Origin of the sequence: Allosphingosinicella indica (assembly GCF_900177405.1) — a bacterium.
Taxonomy (GTDB): Bacteria; Pseudomonadota; Alphaproteobacteria; order Sphingomonadales; family Sphingomonadaceae; genus Allosphingosinicella; species Allosphingosinicella indica.
This window is the reverse complement of sequence record NZ_LT840185.1, coordinates 1,214,692-1,236,094: the sequence shown is the minus strand read 5'-3', so window position 1 is coordinate 1,236,094 and position 21,403 is coordinate 1,214,692. Positions and strand designations below refer to the sequence as shown.

24 protein-coding genes are annotated in these 21,403 nt (G+C 69.0%); 12 read left to right on the top strand and 12 right to left on the bottom strand.

The features are described 5' to 3' along the window. The 11 genes from B9N75_RS06095 to B9N75_RS06045 all read right to left on the bottom strand — a co-directional run bounded on the left by B9N75_RS06095 (window position 1) and on the right by B9N75_RS06045 (window position 8,728). Window positions 1-357, bottom strand: coding sequence for a HesB/IscA family protein (locus B9N75_RS06095; protein ID WP_085217997.1), 357 nt, complete (start codon window positions 355-357; stop codon window positions 1-3). Window positions 358-484: 127 nt separating this feature from the next. After that, complete coding sequence (locus B9N75_RS06090; RefSeq protein ID WP_085217996.1) at window positions 485-964, bottom strand: SUF system Fe-S cluster assembly protein; 480 nt, start codon at window positions 962-964, stop codon at window positions 485-487. 9 nt (window positions 965-973) lie between these two features. Further along, a complete protein-coding gene (locus B9N75_RS06085) occupies window positions 974-2,188 on the bottom strand; it encodes a cysteine desulfurase (protein WP_085217995.1) in 1,215 nt (404 codons plus the stop codon). 151 nt (window positions 2,189-2,339) lie between these two features. Further along, a complete protein-coding gene (locus B9N75_RS06080) occupies window positions 2,340-3,431 on the bottom strand; it encodes a SufB/SufD family protein (RefSeq protein ID WP_085219431.1) in 1,092 nt (363 codons plus the stop codon). Then, window positions 3,428-3,817 carry a hypothetical protein gene (locus tag B9N75_RS06075; RefSeq protein WP_210189352.1) on the bottom strand — a complete coding sequence of 130 codons (390 nt, stop codon included), beginning with the start codon at window positions 3,815-3,817 and terminating at the stop codon, window positions 3,428-3,430. The genes B9N75_RS06080 and B9N75_RS06075 overlap by 4 nt, the downstream gene beginning before the upstream one ends. Before the next feature lie 230 nt (window positions 3,818-4,047). Further along, on the bottom strand, window positions 4,048-4,791 hold the full coding sequence (gene sufC, locus B9N75_RS06070; protein ID WP_085217993.1) for a Fe-S cluster assembly ATPase SufC: 744 nt from the start codon (window positions 4,789-4,791) through the stop codon (window positions 4,048-4,050). Further along, a complete protein-coding gene (locus B9N75_RS06065) occupies window positions 4,792-5,166 on the bottom strand; it encodes a hypothetical protein (RefSeq protein ID WP_157123719.1) in 375 nt (124 codons plus the stop codon). Next, window positions 5,163-6,635: a Fe-S cluster assembly protein SufB gene (gene sufB / locus B9N75_RS06060; protein ID WP_085217991.1), complete on the bottom strand. Its 1,473-nt coding sequence runs from the start codon at window positions 6,633-6,635 to the stop codon at window positions 5,163-5,165. The genes B9N75_RS06065 and sufB overlap by 4 nt, the downstream gene beginning before the upstream one ends. 3 nt (window positions 6,636-6,638) lie before the next feature. Beyond that, window positions 6,639-7,079 carry an RrF2 family transcriptional regulator gene (locus B9N75_RS06055; protein ID WP_085217990.1) on the bottom strand — a complete coding sequence of 147 codons (441 nt, stop codon included), beginning with the start codon at window positions 7,077-7,079 and terminating at the stop codon, window positions 6,639-6,641. Window positions 7,080-7,152: 73 nt separating this feature from the next. Further along, complete coding sequence (locus B9N75_RS06050) at window positions 7,153-8,505, bottom strand: putative O-glycosylation ligase, exosortase A system-associated (protein WP_085217989.1); 1,353 nt, start codon at window positions 8,503-8,505, stop codon at window positions 7,153-7,155. Next, window positions 8,498-8,728 carry a hypothetical protein gene (locus tag B9N75_RS06045; RefSeq protein WP_085217988.1) on the bottom strand — a complete coding sequence of 77 codons (231 nt, stop codon included), beginning with the start codon at window positions 8,726-8,728 and terminating at the stop codon, window positions 8,498-8,500. The genes B9N75_RS06050 and B9N75_RS06045 overlap by 8 nt, the downstream gene beginning before the upstream one ends. Window positions 8,729-8,826: 98 nt before the next feature. On the opposite strand from B9N75_RS06045, the gene B9N75_RS06040 reads away from it, so the two are divergent. From B9N75_RS06040 to B9N75_RS05985, 12 genes are all read left to right on the top strand, one after another. Further along, window positions 8,827-10,029, top strand: coding sequence for a TIGR04063 family PEP-CTERM/XrtA system glycosyltransferase (locus B9N75_RS06040; RefSeq protein ID WP_085217987.1), 1,203 nt, complete (start codon window positions 8,827-8,829; stop codon window positions 10,027-10,029). A 14-nt stretch (window positions 10,030-10,043) separates the two neighbouring features. Then, complete coding sequence (locus tag B9N75_RS06035) at window positions 10,044-10,742, top strand: hypothetical protein (protein WP_210189351.1); 699 nt, start codon at window positions 10,044-10,046, stop codon at window positions 10,740-10,742. Between the two features lie 106 nt (window positions 10,743-10,848). Then, window positions 10,849-11,502, top strand: coding sequence for an energy transducer TonB (locus tag B9N75_RS06030; protein ID WP_085217985.1), 654 nt, complete (start codon window positions 10,849-10,851; stop codon window positions 11,500-11,502). A gap of 43 nt (window positions 11,503-11,545) precedes the next feature. Continuing rightward, window positions 11,546-11,869, top strand: coding sequence for a hypothetical protein (locus tag B9N75_RS06025; RefSeq protein WP_085217984.1), 324 nt, complete (start codon window positions 11,546-11,548; stop codon window positions 11,867-11,869). A gap of 10 nt (window positions 11,870-11,879) precedes the next feature. Continuing rightward, on the top strand, window positions 11,880-12,830 hold the full coding sequence (ribD, locus tag B9N75_RS06020) for a bifunctional diaminohydroxyphosphoribosylaminopyrimidine deaminase/5-amino-6-(5-phosphoribosylamino)uracil reductase RibD (RefSeq protein WP_085219430.1): 951 nt from the start codon (window positions 11,880-11,882) through the stop codon (window positions 12,828-12,830). Continuing rightward, a complete protein-coding gene (locus B9N75_RS06015; protein ID WP_085217983.1) occupies window positions 12,830-13,441 on the top strand; it encodes a riboflavin synthase in 612 nt (203 codons plus the stop codon). The genes ribD and B9N75_RS06015 overlap by 1 nt, the downstream gene beginning before the upstream one ends. A 51-nt stretch (window positions 13,442-13,492) precedes the next feature. Beyond that, window positions 13,493-14,782, top strand: coding sequence for a 3,4-dihydroxy-2-butanone-4-phosphate synthase (gene ribB / locus B9N75_RS06010; protein ID WP_085217982.1), 1,290 nt, complete (start codon window positions 13,493-13,495; stop codon window positions 14,780-14,782). A gap of 1 nt (window position 14,783) precedes the next feature. Further along, window positions 14,784-15,200 (top strand): 6,7-dimethyl-8-ribityllumazine synthase, encoded by a 417-nt coding sequence (gene ribH, locus B9N75_RS06005; RefSeq protein WP_085217981.1) that lies wholly within the window; start codon window positions 14,784-14,786, stop codon window positions 15,198-15,200. An 87-nt stretch (window positions 15,201-15,287) separates the two neighbouring features. After that, window positions 15,288-16,169: an alpha/beta fold hydrolase gene (locus tag B9N75_RS06000; RefSeq protein ID WP_085217980.1), complete on the top strand. Its 882-nt coding sequence runs from the start codon at window positions 15,288-15,290 to the stop codon at window positions 16,167-16,169. 43 nt (window positions 16,170-16,212) lie between these two features. Further along, window positions 16,213-17,109 carry a DMT family transporter gene (locus tag B9N75_RS05995; RefSeq protein WP_085217979.1) on the top strand — a complete coding sequence of 299 codons (897 nt, stop codon included), beginning with the start codon at window positions 16,213-16,215 and terminating at the stop codon, window positions 17,107-17,109. A gap of 292 nt (window positions 17,110-17,401) precedes the next feature. After that, on the top strand, window positions 17,402-18,067 hold the full coding sequence (locus B9N75_RS05990) for a COQ9 family protein (protein ID WP_085217978.1): 666 nt from the start codon (window positions 17,402-17,404) through the stop codon (window positions 18,065-18,067). A gap of 20 nt (window positions 18,068-18,087) precedes the next feature. Continuing rightward, entirely contained in the window at window positions 18,088-20,181 is a 2,094-nt protein-coding gene (locus B9N75_RS05985; RefSeq protein ID WP_085217977.1) for a S9 family peptidase, read from the top strand. 4 nt (window positions 20,182-20,185) lie between these two features. On the opposite strand, the gene B9N75_RS05980 is transcribed toward B9N75_RS05985, so the two are convergent. Continuing rightward, a complete protein-coding gene (locus tag B9N75_RS05980) occupies window positions 20,186-21,388 on the bottom strand; it encodes a hypothetical protein (protein ID WP_157123718.1) in 1,203 nt (400 codons plus the stop codon). Between the last annotated feature and the right edge of the window lie 15 nt (window positions 21,389-21,403).

Sequence of the window (21,403 nt, the reverse complement as noted above, 5' to 3'; positions counted from 1 at the left end):
TCAGACCGTGAAGCTCTCGCCGCAGCCGCAGGCCCCCTTCGCGTTGGGGTTCTGAAAGGTGAAGCCGGCGGTGAAATCGTCCTCCACCCAGTCCATCACGCTGCCGATGAGATAGAGGATGCTGGCGCCGTCGACGTAGAAAATGCCGCCCGGCGTCTCGATCTTCTCGTCGAACGGCTTTTCCTCGGGCACGTAATCGACCGAATAAGCGAGGCCCGAGCACCCGCGCCGCGGCGTGGAGAGCCGGACGCCCACGGTGCCGGCAGGCGCCTCCGCCATCAGCGCAGCGATCCGCGCCTCCGCAGCGGGGGTGAGGGTGAGCGCGGCAGGACGCGCGCGGGTTTTCACTTCGGTCATCTCAGCTCCTGTCCCCCTCCCCTTGATGGGGAGGGGTTAGGGGTGGGGTGGCATCTCCGGAAAAGCCGCAAACGTCTCCAACTCCTCCCCCACCCAACCCTCCCCCATCAAGGGGGAGGGCTCGTTGTCACAACATCCCCAGTTCCAGCTTCGCCTCGTCGCTCATCTTCTGCGGATCCCACGGCGGATCCCAGACCAGCTCGACCTCGGCGTCGCCCACCCCCGGCACCGCGCCGACGCGCAGTTCGATCTCGCCCGGCATCGATTCCGCCACCGGGCAATGTGGCGTCGTCAGCGTCATGATCACCTTGGCGTGATTCTCGGGGCTGATCTGCACGTCGTAGATCAGGCCGAGGTCGTAGATGTTCACCGGGATTTCGGGATCGTAGATTTCCTTCAGCGCCGCAATCACCGCTTCATAGAGATCGCCGCCCACCGCCTGCGGGGCTGTCTCCACCGGCTTCTGCGAGAGAAAGCCTTCGAGATAGTCGCGCTTGCGCTCGAAGGTCGCGGCGGCGCTCTCGCGCGGCGCATCCTCGACGCGCGCGCGCGGCGGCTTCGCGGCCTCCGCGACTTCCTCCACCTCGATCTTGCGCTCTTCGTTCATTCCCGTCCTTCAGGCGAAAATCCGCGCCACCCGCTCCAGCCCCGCGCCCAGCATCTCGACATCGCGCGGCCCGTTATAGACGCCGAAGCTGGCGCGCGCGGTGGCGTCCACCCCCAGCAATGCCATCAGCGGCTGCGCGCAGTGATGCCCGGCGCGGACCGCGACCTGCGCCTCGTCCAATATGGTGCCGATGTCGTGAGGATGCACCCCCTCTAGTCCGAAGCTAACGATGCCGGCCGAATCCTCCGGTCCGAACAGCCGGATCGCATTGATCCGCGACAGCATCGCGCGCGTCTCGGCAACGAGCGCCGCCTCGTGCGCGGCGATGGCGTCGAGGCCGATACCCGTCACATAATCGATCGCGGCGTGCAGCCCGACGACGCCGACGACATGCGGCGTCCCCGCCTCGAACCGCGCCGGCGGCGGCGCATACGTCGTGCGCGCGAAGCTCACCTTGTCGATCATCGCGCCGCCGCCCTGCCACGGCGGCATGGCGTCGAGCAGTTCGGCACGGCCCCACAGCACGCCGATCCCGGTCGGCCCGTAAAGCTTGTGGCCGGAGAAAACGTAGAAATCGCAGCCGAGCGCGGCGACGTCGACCGGCATGCGCGGCACCGCCTGGCAGCCGTCGAGCAGCAGCTTCGCGCCCACGCGATGCGCGAGACCGGCAGCGCGGCGCGCGTCGAGCACCGATCCCAGCACGTTCGAGACATGCGCCAGCGCGACGATCTTGTGCCGCTCGGTCAGCATCGCCGCCACCGCGTCGAGATCGATGCGGTGGTCCGCGGTCAACGGCGCGACGTCGATCGCGGCGCCGGTCCGCTCGGCGATCATCTGCCACGGCACGATGTTGCTGTGATGCTCCAGCGCCGAAAGCAGGATGCGGTCGCCGGACTGGAGGTTCGCGCCGCCCCAGCTCTGCGCGACGAGGTTGATCCCCTCGGTCGCGCCGCGGACGAACACGATCTCTTCCGCCGCCGGTGCGCCGATGAACGCCGCTACCCGCCGCCGGGCGGCCTCGAACGCCAGCGTCATCTCCGCCGAGCGCTGATAGACGCCGCGATGCACCGTCGCATAGGTCTCGCCATAACCCCGCGCGATCGCATCGATCACTGGCCGCGGCTTCTGCGCGGTGGCCGCGGTGTCGAGATAGGCCCAGCCCGAAGGAATCGCCGGGAAATCCGCGACGCGGTCGAGCGGGCGTGCGGCGGCGAGCGTGGCCATCACAGCCCCTCCCTTCCAAGGGAGGGGGAAGGGGTGGGTGAGCGGCGACGGCGGCTCGATGCCGCCGGCGTCGCTAACGAAGGGGCTCGCTCCGCTCGCGACCCACCCCCGGCCCCTCCCTTGCCAAGGAGGGGAGAAGAGCAAGCGGCCGTCACCCGGCGCCTCCCAGCCACGCCACCGCCCCGGCATGAAACGCCTCCCGCACCGCAACCTCGCCGATGCGGTCGATCGCGTCGGCGACGAAGGCGCGGGTGAGGAGGGCCTTGGCTTCCGCCTCGCCGATGCCGCGGGTGCGGAGGTAATAAAGCGCATTGCGATCCAGTTCGCCGACCGTCGCGCCGTGGGCGCATTTGACGTCGTCGGCGAAGATTTCGAGCTCGGGCTTGGCGTTGATCGTCGCGCTGCGGGAGAGGAGCAGGCCCTTGAGCGATTGCTCGCCATCGGTCTTTTGCGCCGCGCGCGCCACCTCGACCCGCGCCGCGACCGAGCAGATCGCCTTGTCGTCGGCGACCGAACGCCAGAGCTGGCGGCTGGCGCCGGACGGTGCCGCGTGGCGCAGCACCAGATTGGCGTCGTGCCGCTGTCGCCCGCGCGCGAGCAATGCGCCGCCGAACTCGGCGAAGCCGGCCTCGCCCGCGATCTCGATCGTGCCGTCGAGCCGGCTATCGCGCCCGCCCGCCGCCAGAATGGTCGCGACGAAACTCCCGCCCTCGCCGATCTCCGCATTGTCAGTAAGACTGACGAAACCGTTCTCGCCGCCCAGCCGCCGCGCCAGCATCAGCCGCGCACCGCGGCCCAGACGGAATGCAGTGCGCCGGTTGGTCCAGCCGGAGCCGAGATAGGTTTCGACGACGCTGGCCTGCGCATCGGCATCGAGCGTGATCTCGGCGGCGAGATGGTCGACCGCGCCGGTCGAAACGTGGATGATCTGCACGATCCCCGGCGGCGCATGATCGGCGCCGAGGCGCAGCGACCAGCCAGTGCTTTCCGCCAGCCGCCCGAGCGGATGCTCACTCGCAGTGCCACCGACCGAACCAACGGCGACCGGCCCCGGATCGCTCCGCGCCGCATCGAACCGCCCGTCGACGAACAGCAGCCGCGGCCCCGCGCCGCAATCGAGCCAGGGCAGCGCATCGGGCACCGCGCCTGACGGCGCACGCGCCGCAATCTCCGGCAGCGCCGACAGGTCGCTCCAGCGCCAGGCCTCGTCGCGCGGCGTGGGAAGGGCGAGTAGCGCGGTCACAGGCAACGCACCCGCACCACGCCCGCCGTGTCGGTCAGGCGATCGCCGGTGGCGTCGATGGTGAAGCGATATTCGGCGGCGGTCGCATCGGTCAGCACGAACTGGAGCGCTGCGGGCAGGTCGATCTTGGTCTCCTCGACCACGCGATCGGGGAATTGCAGCGTCCGCCCGGAAATGCCGAGCCACGACGGGTTCGCGCGATCGGCGCAGGCCGCTTTGGTTTCCGCCCAGACGCCGCGGAACATCGCCGGGATCGGCGCGGGCACCGGCGGATAAGGATGCGCGCCCTCGACTTCGGCGAAGGGCGGCATGGTCGGAGACGGCGACGGTGCCGAGAGTGGAGAAGGCGCAGCCTCGACCGGCGCCGGCGCCCCCTCATTCTGCACGGGATCGGGCTCGACCTCAGGCTGACCGCAGGAAGCAAGCAACAGCGCCGACACACTCGCTAGCGCAAAACCCTCCCCCCTTGTGGGAGAGGGCAGGGTGGGGGGTGCGCTGCGAAGCAGCGCCGCGCGCCCGCGGCGCGCAACCCTCATCCAACTCCGACTAGCCCGCTGCGCGGCCAAGTCTGCGTATCCTTCCCCCACAAGGGGGGAAGAGAACTCCCGGTCCATCCTCACGCCGCGACCTCGCGATAGCCTTCGCGTTCGAGCTGCAGCGCGAGCTCCGGCCCGCCCGAGCGGACGATGCGGCCGCCGGCGAGGATGTGGACGCGGTTGGGCTGCACGATGTCGAGCAGCCGCTGATAGTGAGTGATGAGCAGCACCGCCTTGTCGGGCGCGCGCATGATCCGGTTGATCCCCTCGCCGACCACGCGCAGCGCATCGATGTCGAGCCCGCTGTCGGTCTCGTCGAGCACGGCGAGCCGCGGATCGAGAAGGCCCATCTGCACCATCTCGTTGCGCTTCTTCTCGCCGCCCGAGAAGCCGACGTTCACGTTGCGCTTCATCATGTCCATCGAGATGCCGAGCGCGTCGGCCTGCTCGCGGGTGACGCGGAGGAAGTCGCCCGCCGAGATCTCCGCCTCGCCCCGCGTGCGGCGCTGCGCGTTCAATGCGGTGCGCAAGAACTGGACGTTGGAGACGCCGGGTATCTCGACCGGATACTGGAAACCGAGGAACAGCCCCGCAGCGGCGCGCTCGTCGGGCTCCATGTCGAGCAGGTCGCGGCCGTCGAACGTCACCGACCCGTCCGTCACCTCATAGCCCGGCCGGCCGCCGAGCACGTAAGCGAGCGTCGACTTGCCCGCCCCGTTCGGCCCCATGATCGCATGGATCTCGCCCGCACCGACCTCAAGCGTCAGCCCGTTGAGAATGGCCTTGCCGTCGATCTCGGCGTGAAGGTTTTCAATCTTTAGCATTCAGTTGCGTTCCTGCTTAGCTTTGGAGCTCCGGGCTATCGAACCGCATAAATTGCAGGCCTGATCCGCAATCGCGAACGCCTTGCTGATGACGTCGCCTCTTTTGGTGGCGTCTTTGAATTCGGCATGGTTCGAGAGAGCCCGGTCGGCTTGGTCTGAGGCGATCTCCCGCACGCCCCTGCACACATCCACAGCGGCGCGATACGCGGCTTTCGCTTCTTCAACGGTGTCCGGACGCCGAGCCAGCGTGGTCATTTCGATGTCCAAACACGCGACATACAGCCCCGTATAGGGGTACACAGCCTGCGGAAAATCGTCGATGCGTCTCTCCGTCAGAACGGCATTCTGAAGCAGGAAAGCCAGGAGCAAACTCACCCCACGCTCCCCTCAAGGCTGATCCCCAACAGCTTCTGCGCTTCCACCGCGAACTCCATCGGGAGCTGTTGCAGCACTTCCTTCGCGAAGCCGTTGACGATCAGCGCCACGGCGTCCTCGGCGTTCAGCCCGCGCTGCATGGCGTAGAACATCTGGTCGTCGCTGATCTTGCTGGTGGTCGCTTCATGCTCGATCTGCGCGCTGGGGTTCTTCACCTCGATATAGGGCACAGTGTGCGCGCCGCACTGATCGCCGAGCAGCAGACTGTCGCACTGGGTGAAGTTGCGGACATTCTCCGCGCCCGCGTTGACACGCACCAGCCCGCGATAGGTGTTGTCGCTGCGCCCCGCGCTGATCCCCTTGGAGACGATCGTCGAGCGGCTGCCCGCGCCGATGTGGATCATCTTGGTGCCGGTGTCGGCCTGCTGGCGGTTGTTGGTGAGCGCGACCGAATAGAATTCGCCGACGCTGTCGCGGCCCTTCAATATGCAGGACGGATATTTCCAGGTGATCGCGCTGCCGGTCTCGACCTGCGTCCACGACACCTTCGATCGGTCCCCGGCGCAGAGCGCGCGCTTGGTGACGAAATTGTAGATGCCGCCCTTGCCCTCGGCGTCGCCCGGATACCAGTTCTGGACGGTGGAGTATTTGATCTCCGCATCCTCGTGCGCATAGAGCTCGACCACCGCGGCGTGGAGCTGGTTTTCGTCGCGCATCGGCGCCGTGCAACCTTCGAGGTAGGACACGTAACTGCCCTTGTCGGCGACGATCAGCGTCCGCTCGAACTGGCCGGTATTCTCGGCATTGATGCGGAAATAGGTGGAGAGCTCCATCGGGCAACGCACGCCCTCGGGAATGTAGACGAACGTGCCGTCGGAGAAGACCGCGCTGTTGAGGCAGGCGTAATAATTGTCGCGCTGCGGCACCACGCTGCCGAGATATTTCTTCACCAGATCCGGAAATTCGCGGATCGCCTCGCTGATCGAGCGGAAGATGACGCCCGCGGCCTCCAGCTCCTTGCGGAAGGTGGTGGCGACCGAGACGCTGTCGAACACCGCATCGACCGCGACCTTGCGCGCGCCCTCGACGCCGGCGAGCACCTTCTGCTCCTCGATCGGTATGCCGAGCTTTTCGTAGACGCGAAGGATTTCGGGATCGACCTCGTCGAGGCTACCGAGCTTGGGTTTCGCCTTGGGCTCGGCATAATAATAAGCGTCCTGGAAATCGATCGGCGGGATCGTCAGCTTCGCCCAGTCGACCTCCTCCATCCCGAGCCAGGCGCGATAGGCCTTCAGCCGCCAGTCGAGCATCCATTCGGGCTCGCCCTTCTTGGCGCTGATGTAGCGGACGGTGTCCTCGTTCAGGCCCTTGGGCGCGAACTCCTGCTCGATGTCGGACGAAAAGCCCCACTCGTATTTCGCGGCGCGCTCGGCGGCCTCATGGGCTTCACGGTTGCGGACGTCGGTCATCTTCTACTCTTGTTCGCCGGCAAAGGCCGGTGCGCGGCTCGGGGTGGTGGCCAGGCTGGCGAGGCTCACCGCCGCCAGCGCGCCGCGCACTGCGCCGTTGGCGAGCGCCATGTGCGGGCGGATGTGGCAGCCGGTTTCCAGCGCGCAATCGTGGCGGCCATGCTCGGCGCAGGAGGTGAGCGCGATCGGCCCCTCCACCGCTTCGACGATATCGGCGAGCGTGATCGTCTCCGCAGCCCGCGCGAGGCTGAAGCCGCCGCCGGTGCCGCGCGCCGAAACGAGCAGCCCCGCCGCGGCGAGCCGGCCCATCAGCTTCTGCGCGGTGGGCAGCGGAACGCCGGTTTCCTCGGCCAGCGCGCCTGCAGACAGCCGCCCGGCGCCGCCGGTGCGCGCGGCGGCGGCCATCATTACGACGGCATAGTCGGTGAGCGAGGAAAGGCGCATGGCCTCCTAATCAGATTGATTCGTTCCGATTGGCCATGTGGTGAAGCCACAGCCACGGGTCAAGGCCCGCCCGCTAGACGCGGATCGGCGTTCCCGCAACGGGAAGGAACGGCTTGCGCACCGCCAGCGCGGCATTGCGCGCCACCCAGCGGTCGAAGCCGATCTGCACCGCGAGCAGCATCAGGATGAACGGCTGCCAGGCGATGCCGATGAACAGCGCGCCGACCAGATAGATTGCCTGCGCATGCTGGAGCGCGGTGGCGAGCGGGCCGATCCACGGCCGCTCCGCGTCGCGCGCATAGCGCCGCCGCAATATCTCCATGCGGATGAGGCCGATGCCGTGGATAAGGAGCCACAGCGCGAGGCCGGGGAAGCCCTGCTCGCCGAGCATCTCGAAGTAAGCGGAATGATAGGCGCGGCCCGCATCGGTCTCGACGCGGCGGTCGACCATCGCCACCGATCCGGCGGTCTTCACGTCGGTGGTGTGGAAGGCGATGCGGTTCTGGAGATAGGCCTCGAACCCGCCGCCGCCAGGGTTGGCCTTGGCATAGTCCCACGTCCAGCGCCACACCGCGAGGCGGGTGCCGGCGGAGGCGTCGGCCTGATAGCCGGCGATCGTCCCCATCCGCTCGGTGAAGGTCTGCGGCAGGAAGGGGATGGCGGCGAGGCCGAGGAAACCGGCAAGGCCGAGATAGACCATGCGCCGCTTGACGTCGCGCAGCATCAGCACGGCCAGCACCGCGATGCACACGAGCCCGGTGCGTGCGACGGTGCCGACCGGGATCAGCAGGCAGGCGAAGATGAGGCCCGCGGCGAACACGCGGACCCGCCAGTCGGGCGGGAAGATGGTGCCATAGCGCGCGAGCCACAGGATGATCGGCACGCAGGCGATCGCGACGCACGACGCGGTGCTGCCTTCGAACAGCCCCGAATTGCTGTCCACCAGCAGGTTGAGAGCGCCATAGCCGCCACCCGAGAAGACCGTCTTGATCCCTCCGGTGATCGCGATCGCCGAGAAGGCGAGCACCATCACCAGCAGATAGGCTTCGAGCCGGAGCCGCGTTCGCAAGGTCAGCGGCAGGAAGATCGCCCAGAACATCGCCTTCCACACCCACGACCATTTGTCGGCGGCCTCGATCGGGAAATCGGCGGACCAAGTGGTGAAGGCGGCATAGGCCAGCAGCGCGAGCATCAGCCACTGGCGCGGCGCGATGCCGAAGCCGCGCTTGTTGTCGGCGATCAGCCAGCCGCCCACCGCCGCCGCCGCGACGATCATCGAGATCGGCAGGGAGGGGAGGATCGTGTAGCCGAGATGCTGCGGCGAGACGATGTCGACATAGGCATAAGCGAGGACCAGCAAGAACGGCCGCCTGAGGCCGAGCAGCAGGATCGCGGCGATGAAGGCGAGGAAGGCGACGTCACGCATCGCCGGGCTCTTCGTTGGCGCGCCATACAGGCTTTGGCCGCGTCGCTGGCGCGGCATCGTCGTCGAGATCGGGGCGCGAGAGCAAGCGGATCGCGGCGAGCAGGATCAGCCCGTGGCTCACGGCGAGCGCGAAGGTGTCGATCATGCCGTTCGCCTCCCGCTCCGCGAAGTCCAACCCGTCATTGCGAGCGGCGCGGCGCAGCCGCGGCGCGCGGCAATCCATGCAGCGCAGGATTGCTTCGCTTCGCTCGCAATGACGGCAAGGCTGTAACGCGCTCGCGCCTAACGCGGTGTTAAGCCTGGCGTGGCAGGAGGGCGGCGATGCGCGTGCTCCACATCCTCGATCACGGCCTGCCGCTGCACAGCGGCTACACCTTCCGCACCCGCGCCATCGTCAAGGCGCAGCAGGCGCTGGGGTGGGAGGTCGCCTGCGCCACCAGCCAGCGCCACGCCGCAGAAGGTCCGGCGGAGGAGGTGGTGGACGGCATCCGCTTCTTCCGCACGCCCGGCCGTCCCGCCGGGCCGCCGCTGCTGCGCGAGCGCGGCGAGATCAAGGCGCTCGCTGCACGAATGGACGCGGTGGCGGAGGCCTTTGACCCCGACATCCTCCACGCCCATTCGCCGGTGCTGACCGCGCTTGCCGCGCTCGGCGTCGCGCGGCGGCGCGGGCTGCCTTTGGTCTATGAGATACGCGCCTTCTGGGAGGATGCCGCGGTCGGCAACGGCACGGGGCGCGAGGGATCGCTCCGCTACCGCGCCACCCGCGCGCTCGAAGGCTGGGCGGTGCGCCGCGCCGATGCGGTGGCGGTGATCTGCGAGGGGCTGCGCGCCGATCTCGTCCGCCGCGGCACCGATCCGGACAAGATCCTCGTCTCGCCCAACGGCGTCGATCTCGACCTGTTCGGCGATCCGCCGCCGCCCGATCCCGCCTTCGCCGCCACGCTGGGGCTGAACGGCGCGGAGGTGATCGGCTTCATCGGCTCCTTCTATGATTACGAGGGGCTCGACGATCTCGTCGCCGCCATGCCTGCGCTGGTTGCCGCACGCCCCCGCGCGCGGCTGTTGCTCGTCGGCGGCGGTCCGATGGAGCAGGCGCTCCGCGCGCAAGCCGCCGCATCGCTGGTCGCCGATCGCATCCTCTTCGTCGGCCGCGTACCGCACCAAGAGGTCGAGCGTTATTATGCGCTGACCGACATCCTCGCTTATCCGCGGAAGGCGATGCGGCTGACCGAGCTGGTGACGCCGCTCAAGCCGCTGGAGGCAATGGCGCAGGGCAAGCTGGTCGCCGCTTCTTCGGTCGGCGGGCATCGCGAGCTGATCGAGGACGGCGTGACCGGCACGTTGTTCGCGCCGGGCGACCCGGCAGCGATCGCCAATGCGCTGTCCGGGCTGCTCGCGGACCGTGCGGGCTGGGACGAGCGCCGCGCGAATGCCCGGGCATTCGTCGAAGCGGAGCGTAACTGGTCGTCAAATATTTCGCGCTACGCTCCCGTCTACCACAGACTGACGGGCAAACCGGCGTGATCGCGAACCAATTTTTGAAATCGGCATCCTCCAAGGGCGCGATCGACGCGGGCATGGCGGGGTTTGCGGCGCTCGCGGTGGCCTTCGTCGCGTTCGCGATGCCCGGCGATCTCTTCGAGGCGGCGGTCTTGGCGAGCGGGCTTCCCGCACTGCTTCCCGCCGCCGCGCCGCCGCTCGGCAATACCGCGCGGCTTGGGGTAGGGGCGATCGCCGCATTGCTGAGCTTCGGCGGATTGTTCCTGCTGCTCCGCGCGCTCGGCCCCGGCCCGCGCCGCGCCACCGCCGATGCGCCACGCGTGCGCCGTGCCGATGCGCATCCCGATGCCCCGTCGCGCCGCCCTATCCGCGCCGGTGACGATCTCGGCGAACCAGCCTTCGACTGGCCCGCCCCCGCGCTTGCCGAAGCGCCGCCGCAAGCCGACGAAGTTCCAGTCGTCGAGGCAGAAGCACTGGCCGAGCCCGAGCCCTTCCCGCTCAGCGAGGATTATGCCTTCCCCGAAGCGGAAGCCGCGCCGCCGCCCGCACGGCCGACCGAGGACGAATCGATCCCCGGCTTGATGGAACGGTTGGAAAGCGGTCTCGCGCATCGCGCACGCCGCGTCCGCCGCCGCGAAGTCCCGCCGGTGACGCGCGAGGATTTCGTGCCGCTGCCCGGCGAATTGCGCCTGCAGAGCGCGATCGACAGCCTCCAGAAACTCGCCCGCGACCGCTAAGCCCCTCATTTTCCACAGCCTCCCCAATCCAGGTGATGGTGTCTCATTATGAGATAACGTATCTTTTCTGACAGCCGGGCAAACCGGTGCGACAAGGAGAGATGCCATGGAATTACACGGCTACAGGCCGCGGCGCGGCAGCCCCGCCACGGTCGTCGTCGTCATCGCGGTCCACGCCGCCGCGCTGACGGCACTGGCGCTCGCGAAGATGGACATGCCGATCAAGCAGATCATCCCGCCGCTGAAGACGAAATTCGTTCTCGAAGAGGTGACGCCGCCCGAGAACCCACCAGAAAAGATCGAGCCCAAGATCGAGCTGCCGCAGACACCGGTGGTCGACCGGATCGTCGATGTGCCCCCGGTCGATCGCATCATCTATCCGCCGCTGCCCGAACGGCCACTTCCCGGCCCCGTCGACGAGGGCGTCGGAAAAGCCACGATCATTCCCACCCCCATGCCCGCGCCGACGCCCGATCCGGTGCGCGTCGACGCCCGGATGGATCGCGGCTCGGTGCTGCAGCCGCCCTATCCGCCCTCGGCAGAGCGGCAGGGGATCGAGGGTCGCGTGCAGGTGCGGCTCACCATCGGTGCCGACGGGCGGGTCAAGGCGGTCGAGCGGATCGCGGCTCCGAGCGACTCGCTGTTCGAGGCGACCCAGCGCCATGCCTTGCGCGCCTGGCGGTTCCGCCCGGCGACGGTCGATGGCCGCGCGGTCGAGAGCAGCCTGGTGATGACCGTGATCTTCCAGATCCGCGGCTAGCCGGGGCTGGCGCGGCGGCGGCGGTGCGCCTATCTTCTCCGGCGTGCCGCTCCCCCGTCCCTCCCCGCCCCGCGTCCTCTGGGCCGATCTTCGCGCGTTCCTGCGCAATCGCAGCCGCCATCACTGGATCGCCGGCCTGCTTGCGGTCGTGCTGCCGGCGCTGATCATCGCCGGCTTCATCATCGACGCGCGCATCAACATCATGCCCGGCGAGCAGCTCATCTATGTCGAGAGCTGGCAGGCCGACCGCAGCGACGACGAGATCAAGGCCGCGCAGGAGGTGCGCCAGAAGGAGCGCGAGGAAGCGCTCGCGGAACGGCAGCGCGCGTTCCAGCGGCTGGAGAAGAAGCTCGGCATGGATGACTGACGCGGAGGCGATGGCGGCGGCGATCGCGCTGGGCGAGGACGCCCGCGGGACGACCGCGCCCAACCCCAACGTCGGCTGCGTCATCGTCAACCAGGGCAGGATCGTCGGCCGCGGCGCAACCGCGTCCAGCGGGCGGCCCCACGCCGAGGCGATCGCGCTCGACGAAGCGGCCGATAGCGCACGCGGCGCGACGCTTTACGTGACGCTCGAACCGTGCGCGCATCGGAGCGAGCGCGGCCCCGCCTGCGCCGACTTGATCGCCGCCGCGGGCATCGCACGTGTGGTCGCGGCGCTCGGCGATCCCGATCCGCGCACCGACGGCAAGGGCTTTGCGCGGCTCAATGACGCCAGGATCGAGGTGGTGGTGGGCGAAGGCGCCAATGCCGCCGCCGCCTCGCTCGCCGGGTTCCTCACGCGCATCCGCGCCGGCCGCCCGTTCGTGACGCTGAAGCTCGCCATGTCGATCGACGGCAAGATCGCGCTCCCCTCGGGCGAGAGCCGCTGGATCACCGGCGAGGATGCGCGCGCCGACGTCCATCTCGAGCGCGCGCGCTGCGACACGATCCTGGTCGGCCGCGGCACGCTGGAAGCCGACGATCCCAGGCTCGACGTGCGGCTGCCCGGGCTCGAAGCCCGTTCCCCGCGCCGCGCCCTCCTCACCCGCGGCGCGGCGCCCGAGGGCTGGACGCGGATCGGTGCGCCCGAGGAGATTTTCGCGCTGGAGGGCGTCAACGACCTGCTGGTCGAGGGCGGATCGGCCGCGGCCTCGGCCTTCCTCGCCGCCGATCTCGTCGACCGCCTGCTCATCTACCGCGCGCCGATCCTGGTGGGCGACGGCAAGTCGGCGCTCGGCTGGATCGGCCTCACCGACCTCGCCGCCGCGCACGGCCGCTGGCGCCTGACCGGCGCGCGTATGCTTGGCAGGGACCGGCTGGAAGTCTACGAGCGCGAACGAAACTGATGTTCACCGGAATCATCACCGATATCGGCACCGTCGAAGCGGTCGAGCAGCGCGCGGACCTCCGCGTCCGCATCGCCACGCGCTACGACATGAGCAGCGTCGATCTCGGCGCGTCGATCGCCTGCTCGGGCGTGTGCCTCACCGTCGTCGACAAGGGCGAGGGCTGGTTCGCGGTCGACGTGTCCGGCGAAACGCGCGCGCGCACCGCGGACGGCCTATGGAACGAGGGTCAGCGCCTCAATCTCGAACGCGCACTCAAAGTCGGCGACGAGCTCGGCGGGCATATCGTCACCGGCCATGTCGACGGCATCGGGACGGTGGAGAGCGTCGAGGCGGCGGGCGGCTCGATCCGCCTCGCGATAACCGCACCGCGTGCCCTCGCGCCCTATATCGCCGCCAAGGGATCGGTGACGCTCGACGGCGTTTCACTCACCGTCAACGAGGTTTCCGATGCGGCAGACGGCGGCGTCCGCTTCACGATCAACGTCATCCCGCACACCGCGGCCGAGACCACGCTGGGCGATCTCGCGCCGGGCCGTTCACTGAACATCGAGATCGACGTACTGGCGCGCTATATGCGGCGGATGATGCAGGTTTCTGCAACAGCCTGATGTGATTTTTGCGACTCCCGTATCACATCAGCCTGTGATAGCGCGGCGCATATGAGCAGCCTCCTCATCGATCGGATCCACGATCTCGTCGCTTCGGGCGACATGTCCCGCGCCGGCCTCGCCCGCGCTGCGGGACTCCACCCCAATTCGCTCCGCAAGCTGGGCGAGGCGGACTGGAATCCGACCGCCGACACGCTCGGCAAGCTCGAACGCTTCCTCGCCAGCGGGCAGCGCGACGTGATGGCGAGCCCCGAGGCGATCATCGACGAGGCACGCAACGGCCGCATGTTCATCCTGGTCGATGACGACGACCGCGAGAATGAGGGCGATCTCGTCATCCCCGCGCAGATGGCGACGCCCGACGCGATCAACTTCATGGCCAAGCACGGCCGCGGGCTCGTCTGCCTGGCGCTCGGCCGGTCGCGCGTCGAGCAGCTCGGCCTCGAGCTGATGAGCCGCAACAACGGCACCCGGCACGAGACCGCCTTCACCGTCTCGATCGAGGCGCGCGAGGGCGTCACCACCGGCATTTCCGCGGCGGACCGCGCGCGCACCATCGCCGTCGCCATCGACGCCGCGCACGGCGCCGAGGCACTGGTGACGCCGGGCCACGTCTTCCCGCTGATCGCCCGCGACGGCGGCGTGCTGGTCCGCGCCGGGCATACCGAGGCGGCGGTCGACGTCGCGCGGCTCGCCGGGCTCAACCCATCGGGCGTGATCTGCGAGATCATGCGCGAGGACGGGACGATGGCGCGGATGGACGATCTCATCGCCTTCGCCCAGCTCCACGGCCTCAAGATCGGCACGATCCGCGATCTCATCGCCTATCGCCTGCGCAAGGATCATGTCGTGGTGCAGACCGCCGACGCCGCGTTCGAGAGCCGCTGGGGCGGCACGTGGAGCGCGCGCACCTTCCTCAACAAGGCGACCGGAACCGAGCAGATCGCGCTGGTGAAGGGCCATATCGATCCGGACAAGCCGACGCTGGTCCGGATGCACGCGCTCAACCTCCTGAGCGACGGCTTTGCCGAGGCCGGGCCGCGATCGCGGCTGCTGGAGGGCGCGATGAAGGCGATCGCCGAGGAAGGCGCTGGCGTCATCGTCGTCATCAACAAGCCGATGCCCGATGCGCTGGCCCGCGCGCTCCACGTCCGCGCCGGCAGCGCGCCCGCGGGCGAGGGCGATGCGCTGCGCGATTACGGCGTCGGCGCGCAGATCCTCGCGGCGCTCGGCGTCCACGACATGGTCCTGCTCACCAACAGCCACCTGACGCCGGTCGCGCTGTCCGGCTATGGCCTCGCCATCGTCGGCGAACGGCCGATCGCCGAACCGGAGGATTGAGATGGCGCGGATATTGATCGTCGAAGCCCGCTTCTACGACCATCTGAACGACCTGCTGCTCGAAGGTGCCAAGGCGGCGCTGGATGACCATGACGTCGACGTCGTCACCGTGCCCGGCGCGCTGGAAGTGCCGGGCGCCATCGCGCTGGCCTCCGAGAGCGGCCGCTACGATGCCTATGTCGCGCTCGGCATCGTCATCCGCGGCGAGACCTATCATTTCGAGATCGTCGCCGGCGAAAGCGCGCGTGGGCTGATGGCGCTGACCCTGGAAGGCCTCGCCATCGGCAACGGCATCCTCACCGTCGAGAACGAACCCCAGGCCCTCGCCCGCGCCCGCCGCGACGACAAGGACAAGGGCGGCGAGGCGGCCAGGGCGGCGCTGGCGATGCTGGCGCTGCGGAAGCGGCTGCAGGGCTGATCTGCCCGTTCTGAGCGCTTACCTCAGGCGTAATTGTTCTGCCTCCCTCGCTGCGCCATTCCGGTGCAGACGACAGGGAGAGCACATATGGACCGCCGCGGATTTTTCGGACTGACGGGGTTGGCGGCGCTGGCGGCTGCGCCGGCCGGCGCAGCATCGGTGCGGGCAAAGTCGCTGCACTCCGCACCGCGCCTGTTCGTGCGCGACTGGGGCGAGGGGCGGCCCGTGCTGTTCGTCCACGGCTGGGCGCTGGCCTCGGAAATGTGGTCCTATGTCATGCAGCCGCTGAGCGACCAGGGCTTCCGCTGCATCGCCTACGACCGGCGCGGCCACGGGCGTTCGGGCGATGCGGGCAACGGCTATGATTATGACACGCTCGCCGGCGATCTCGCCGGCGTCATGGCGGAGCGCGACCTTCGCGACGTCGTGCTCGTCGGCCATTCGATGGCGGCGGGCGAGCTGGTCCGCATCCTCCGCCACCGTGAGGCGCGGCGGATCGCCAAGCTCGTCTTTGTCGCGCCGGCAGCGACGCCCTTCCTGCTCAAGACGGCGGACAATCCGCGCGGTGTCGATGCCGCCTTCTTCGCGCAGGCGCGGGCGCAGATGGCGGCGGATTTTCCCGCCTGGATCGACGCCAACGAGGCGCCCTTCGTGCTGCCCGAAACCTCGCCGGGCATGCGCCGCTGGATCAAGGCGATGATGGAGGCGGCGTCGCTGAAGGCGCTGATCGAATGCAACAAGGCGATGACGACGACCGATTTCCGCGCCGAGCTGCGCGCCATCGACCGGCCCGCGCTCGTCATCCACGGCACCAGGGATGCCTCCGCGCCGCTCGAAATGACCGGGCGACCGACAGCCGCGCTGATCCCGGGCGCCGAACTCAAGGTCTATGAGGGCGCCCCGCACGGCCTGTTCGCCACGCACGCCCCGCAGCTTGCCGCCGATATCGCAGCCTTCGCGCGGGGCTGATCCGGCCGCTTGACCTTTGTCCGCGCCCCGCTAGCGCGGGGCCATGCACCCAGCGGCCGATCCTGATGCGCGGCGTTTGCAGCGGCTGGCCTTTGCGGCGCTGCTGATCGCCAACGTGGTGCTCGCCTTCGGGCCTTGGATGGTGCGACTGGCCGATGTCGGGCCGGTCGCGGCGGGGTTCTGGCGGCTGGCGATCGCGCTGCCCTTCCTCTTCGCGATGGCGCGAATCGCGGCGCCGCGGCCCTTTGCCGGCATCACCCGCGGCATGGCGGTGACGCTGCTGCTCGGCGGGTTGTTCTTCGCCGCCGACCTTGCCGCCTGGCATGCCGGCATCCTCCACACCAAGCTCGCCAACGCGACTTTGTTCGGCAACATGAGCGGCTTCCTGCTCGCGGCCTACGGCTTCGTGGTGATGCGGATGCTGCCGCGCCCGGTGCAGACGATCGCCATCGCGCTGGCAATGGTGGGGACGGTGCTGCTGCTCGGATCGAGCTACGAACTGTCGCCGCAGAATCTGGCGGGCGATCTGCTCACCCTGCTCGCGGGGGTGTTCTACGCCTGCTACCTGATCGCGGTGGATAGGGCGCGGAAGGCGCTGGCGCCGATCCCGGTGCTGGCGCTGGCGACGCTCGCCGGGCTCCTGCCGCTGCTGATTGCCGCGCTCGTGCTGGGCGAGACGGTGGTGCCGCAGGACTGGACGCCGCTCATCCTGCTGTCGCTCGGCAGCCAGGTCATCGGCCAGGGGCTGCTGGTCTTCGCGATGGGGCATCTCTCGCCGCTGGTGGTGGGGCTTGGCCTCCTCATGCAGCCGGTGCTCGCCGCGGCGATCGGCTGGGCGGCCTATGGCGAGGGGTTCAGCGTGACCGACGCCGCTGGGGCGTTGTTGATCTGCGTGGCGCTGGTGCTGATTCGGCTGCCGGAGCGACGCGCGCCGGCGTGAAGCCCTCCCCCTTGATGGGGGAGGGTTTGGGTGGGGGTGGCGGTGGAAATGTTGGCGCCTTCTGTGGAGACGCCACCCCACCCCAAACCCCTCCCCATCAAGGGGAGGGGCTTACTCCCGCGAAGCGCGAATGTTCCCAATGTTCGCACTGGCCATGGGGGATACGGCGGAGCAGCCTTGTGGCGGGATGCGGGCGGACGATGCGAAAGAGCCGAACGCGCCGATCATCGCAGAATGCGGTGATGTAGGACATGGGATTGCACCGCGCCGCCCGCGAGCGCATCTTGCCGCGATGACCGATATCGCACCTGCCGACATGACCCTCGACGAGTTGAAGGAGGCGCTGGCGCCGCGCATTCCGGCGCATGCGGTGTTCGACGGGTGGGGCGAGAAGGCGCTGGCGATGGCGGCGGGGGAGCTTGGCGTGCCGGCCGATCGCGCGCGGCTCGCCTTTCCGGGCGGTGCGGTGGAGATGATCGACGCCTGGTTCGATGCGATCGACATCGCGATGGCGAAGGCCTTTCCGCCCGAGCGGATCGCGGCGCTGAAGATCCGCGAGCGCATCCGCGAGCTGGTGCTGTTCCGCCTCAGCGAAGCGCGGCCGCACAAGGAAGCGCTGCGCCGCGCGCTGGCGATTCTCGGCCAGCCGCGGAACGGCCCGCGCGCGGCAAAGCTCGCCTGGCGCGCGGCGGACCGGATGTGGCGGCTGGCGGGCGATACCGCGACCGACTTCAACCATTACAGCAAGCGCGCGATCCTGACCGGGGTCTATGGATCGACGACGCTCGTCTGGCTCGACGACGAGAGCGAGGACGAGGCGGTGACACGCGCCTTCCTCGACCGGCGGATCGGCAACGTCATGCAGTTCGAGAAATGGAAGGCCCAGTGGCGGCAGGGGAGCTTGCACCGGCCCAGCCTCAGCCGCTTCCTCGGACGGCTGCGCTACCCGGCGGTCTGACCGGGAAATAGGGGGACATCATGCGGGGACTTCATCTTGGCGCGCTGCTGGCGCTCGTCGTCACGGCGCCGGTGCTGGCGCGGCCGATCGGGCTCGACGACCTCGCGCGGCTGAAAACGGTCGGCGCGCCGGCGATCGACCCGGCTGGCGAGTGGGTCGCTTATACGGTCGGATCGGTCGATGTGGCCAAGGACCGCAGCGAAACGCATATCTGGATGTCGCGCTGGGACGGAACGCGCAGCGTGCAGCTCACCGCGCGGCGCGGCGAGAGCGAATCGACGCCGCGGTTCAGCCCCGACGGGCTGACGATCGCCTTCATCTCCTCGCGCGCCGATGAGAAGGAGCGCGACCGGCTGTGGCTGATGAGCCGCGACGGCGGCGAGGCGCGCGTTTCCGCCGATCTCGCCGGATCGGTGGTCGATTATGCATGGTCGCCCGATTCGAAGCGCATCGCGCTGATCGTGGCGGACCCGGACCCGGCCGCGGCGAGCAATGCGGCGGCACAAGGGGCGGTGCCGCAGCCGCCGCGCCCCGGCGACCCAGAGACGCCCGGCGTGCAGCCCGAGGCCAAAGCGGAAGGTGCGGGCGCTTCCAAGGACCGCGAAGAGCGGCCGAAGCCGATCGTCATCGACCGCTTCCATTTCAAGCAGGATATCGACGGCTATCTCGGCAAGCAGCGCCAGCGGCTGATGCTGCTCGATCTCGCCACCGGCACCGCGCATCGCATGACCAGTGGCGATTTCGACGAGCATATGCCGGTCTTCTCGCCCGACGGCAGCCGCATCGCCTTCGTTTCCAACCGCGACGCCGATCCCGACCGGAGCTTCAACTTCGACCTCTTCACCGTCGCCGCCTCGGCGCGCGGTGCCGAGCCGAACAAGGTCACCCGCTTTGCGGGCGCGGACAACGACCCCGATACCGACAGCTATCCTGCGTGGAGCCCGGACGGAAAGCAGATCGCCTATCTGCAGGGCGGCCCCGACGAACTCGTCTATTTCGGCATGCGGACGCTCGCGGTCGCGCCCGCGGACGGCGGACCGGCGCGGCTGCTGACCGGGCGGCTCGACCGCAACGTCTCCAATCCCGTCTGGTCGGCGGACGGCAAGTCGATCCGGCTGATCGTCGAGGATGACGGCATCCAGTGGCTGGGCCGCGTGCCGGCGACGGGCGGTGCGGTGACGCCGGTCTCCAACGGACGGCGGGTGATCGAGACGATCGTCGCGGGCGGCAAGGGACGCACCGCGGTGCAGATGACTGATCCCATGCGGCCGAGCGAAATCTATGCGCTGGAGGGCGGCAATCTGCGCCCGCTCTCGCGCCAGAACGAGGCATGGCTGAAGGACGTGACGCTCGCGCCGGTGAGCGAGACGCGGGCGAAGAGCGCCGACGGCACCGAAGTCGGCGGCTTCCTGACGCGCGCAGCAGGCGCATCCGGGCCGCAACCGGCGCTGCTCCGCATCCACGGCGGGCCGACCAGCCAATATGACATGCGCTTCATGTTCGAATGGCAGCTCTTCGCCGCCAACGGCTATGCGGTGATCGCCAGCAACCCGCGCGGCAGCACCGGGCGCGGGCTGGATTATGCCAAGGCGATCTTCGCCGCCTGGGGATCGGTCGACGTGCCCGACGTGCTCGCGGCGGTGGACGATGCGGTGGCGCGCGGGATCGCCGATCCCGCGCGGTTGGGTGTCGGCGGGTGGAGCTATGGCGGGATGCTCACCAATTACGTCATCGCCAGCGACACGCGGTTCAAGGCGGCGACGAGCGGCGCGAGCATCTCCAACGTCCTCGCGGGCTACGGCACCGACCAATATATCCGCGAATATGAGCTGGAGCTCGGCAAGCCGTGGGAAACGCCTGAGACGTGGATGCGCGTCTCCTATCCCTTCTTCCAGAACCAGAAGATCGTGACGCCGACGCTGTTCCTGGTCGGCCAGCAGGACTGGAACGTGCCGCTGATCGCCACCGAGCAGATGTACCAGGCGCTGAAGAGCCGCGGCGTCGATACGCAGATGATCATCTACCCCGGCGAGCATCACGGGCTGAAGCGGCCGAGCTTCGTGCGCGACCGGCTGCAGCGCTATCTCGACTGGTATGCCGCCCGCCTGAAGTGAGCGATCAGACCGCGCGCTTGAACTCGATCTCGCGCGCGGCGATCTTGCGGTAGCGGCGCGGGCCGCGATCGATGTGGAACGGGCCGAGCCGCCCGCCCTCCGCGCCGACCACGCCGACGACATAGGAAGCCGCGGTCTGGCCGCGCCCGTCCCCGGCCCAGCGATAGACGACGTTGAACGCCACCGTCGGCACGAAGATCTTCTGCCCCTCGACCGTCAGCATCCGGGCCTGCGCGAGCGGGATGTGGACCGCGCTCTGGAATCGGACGCCATGCTCGCCGGGAAGGTCCATGCCCTGCGCCGCGCCGCTCGGCCCGGAATCGAAGAAGGCGGCGATCTCGGCGGGCTGGTCGTGGCTGGCGCTGAACATGCGCGCGAGGATGTGGATGTCCTCGGCCGGCACCGGCCCGGCGTTGTTGACGATGACGGTGAAGTGGATGGTGACTTCGGTGCCGGTGACGTCGAACTGATCGGGCTGGAACGCGACCTCGAGCCGGGGGCGGGGCCTGGGCGCCGGAGTCGGTGCCACGACCGGCGCGGCGGGCGCGGGGCGGACGGGCGGTGCGGGCTGCGGCGCAGCTTCGTCGAGCGGCGAGTAGGTCTCTGCCTCGGCGCGTGAGGGGCGTAGCCTGCGGCCGGCGAGGAAGCCGACTGCGCCGACGGCGAGGATGCCGAGCGCGATCCACAGCCACGGCAGGTCCTGTTCGGCGGGCTGCGGCGCGGGGGCGACGGCCTCGGGCGTGGGCTCCGCGATCGGCGGGGCGGACACTGGCTCGGGCACCAGCTCCGGCGTTGGCGTCGCTTCAGGCGCGGGCGTCTCGGCGATCACCGGTCGCGGTTCGGGCGGCTGGGGCGCGGGGGCCGGAGTCGCGCGCTGCTTGGGCGTCGGGCTCGGCTGGGGCCGCGCAGGTGCTGGCGTCGGGGTCGCGCGCGGTGCCGGTGGTGGCGTGACGACAGGAACCGGAGACGGCGCGGGCGTCGGCGTCGGGCTGGGACGCGGCGGGATGATCGGCGGGGTGGTGCGGTTGCCCGGCAGCTCGAAATCGCTGATCACCGGCGGGCCGATGATCGGATCGGCGCTGTTGCTCTGCTGCGCGGCAAGCGACGCCGGAACAGCCGCGCCGAGCAGCAGGCCGAGCGTCACCGCCCGCCGCGCACGGCGGAAATTCCTGCATGCCCGATCAAGATTATTGATAATCAATCTCATCTAGCCCATTAAGCA

Excerpts from the sequence above, each read along its gene's own strand:
- ribH (WP_085217981.1), top strand. The coding sequence starts at position 14,784 with ATGGCGCGGATATTGATCGTCGAAGCCCGCTTCTACGACCATCTGAAC.
- B9N75_RS06045 (WP_085217988.1), bottom strand. The coding sequence starts at position 8,728 with ATGGATTGCCGCGCGCCGCGGCTGCGCCGCGCCGCTCGCAATGACGGG.
- B9N75_RS05985 (WP_085217977.1), top strand. The coding sequence starts at position 18,088 with ATGCGGGGACTTCATCTTGGCGCGCTGCTGGCGCTCGTCGTCACGGCG.
- B9N75_RS06055 (WP_085217990.1), bottom strand. The coding sequence starts at position 7,079 with ATGCGCCTTTCCTCGCTCACCGACTATGCCGTCGTAATGATGGCCGCC.
- B9N75_RS05995 (WP_085217979.1), top strand. The coding sequence starts at position 16,213 with ATGCACCCAGCGGCCGATCCTGATGCGCGGCGTTTGCAGCGGCTGGCC.
- B9N75_RS06015 (WP_085217983.1), top strand. The coding sequence starts at position 12,830 with ATGTTCACCGGAATCATCACCGATATCGGCACCGTCGAAGCGGTCGAG.
- B9N75_RS06040 (WP_085217987.1), top strand. The coding sequence starts at position 8,827 with ATGCGCGTGCTCCACATCCTCGATCACGGCCTGCCGCTGCACAGCGGC.
- B9N75_RS05980 (WP_157123718.1), bottom strand. The coding sequence starts at position 21,388 with ATGAGATTGATTATCAATAATCTTGATCGGGCATGCAGGAATTTCCGC.
- sufC (WP_085217993.1), bottom strand. The coding sequence starts at position 4,791 with ATGCTAAAGATTGAAAACCTTCACGCCGAGATCGACGGCAAGGCCATT.
- B9N75_RS06090 (WP_085217996.1), bottom strand. The coding sequence starts at position 964 with ATGAACGAAGAGCGCAAGATCGAGGTGGAGGAAGTCGCGGAGGCCGCG.
- B9N75_RS06085 (WP_085217995.1), bottom strand. The coding sequence starts at position 2,188 with ATGGCCACGCTCGCCGCCGCACGCCCGCTCGACCGCGTCGCGGATTTC.
- sufB (WP_085217991.1), bottom strand. The coding sequence starts at position 6,635 with ATGACCGACGTCCGCAACCGTGAAGCCCATGAGGCCGCCGAGCGCGCC.
- B9N75_RS06050 (WP_085217989.1), bottom strand. The coding sequence starts at position 8,505 with ATGCGTGACGTCGCCTTCCTCGCCTTCATCGCCGCGATCCTGCTGCTC.
- ribB (WP_085217982.1), top strand. The coding sequence starts at position 13,493 with ATGAGCAGCCTCCTCATCGATCGGATCCACGATCTCGTCGCTTCGGGC.
- B9N75_RS06095 (WP_085217997.1), bottom strand. The coding sequence starts at position 357 with ATGACCGAAGTGAAAACCCGCGCGCGTCCTGCCGCGCTCACCCTCACC.
- B9N75_RS05990 (WP_085217978.1), top strand. The coding sequence starts at position 17,402 with ATGACCGATATCGCACCTGCCGACATGACCCTCGACGAGTTGAAGGAG.
- B9N75_RS06000 (WP_085217980.1), top strand. The coding sequence starts at position 15,288 with ATGGACCGCCGCGGATTTTTCGGACTGACGGGGTTGGCGGCGCTGGCG.
- B9N75_RS06030 (WP_085217985.1), top strand. The coding sequence starts at position 10,849 with ATGGAATTACACGGCTACAGGCCGCGGCGCGGCAGCCCCGCCACGGTC.
- ribD (WP_085219430.1), top strand. The coding sequence starts at position 11,880 with ATGGCGGCGGCGATCGCGCTGGGCGAGGACGCCCGCGGGACGACCGCG.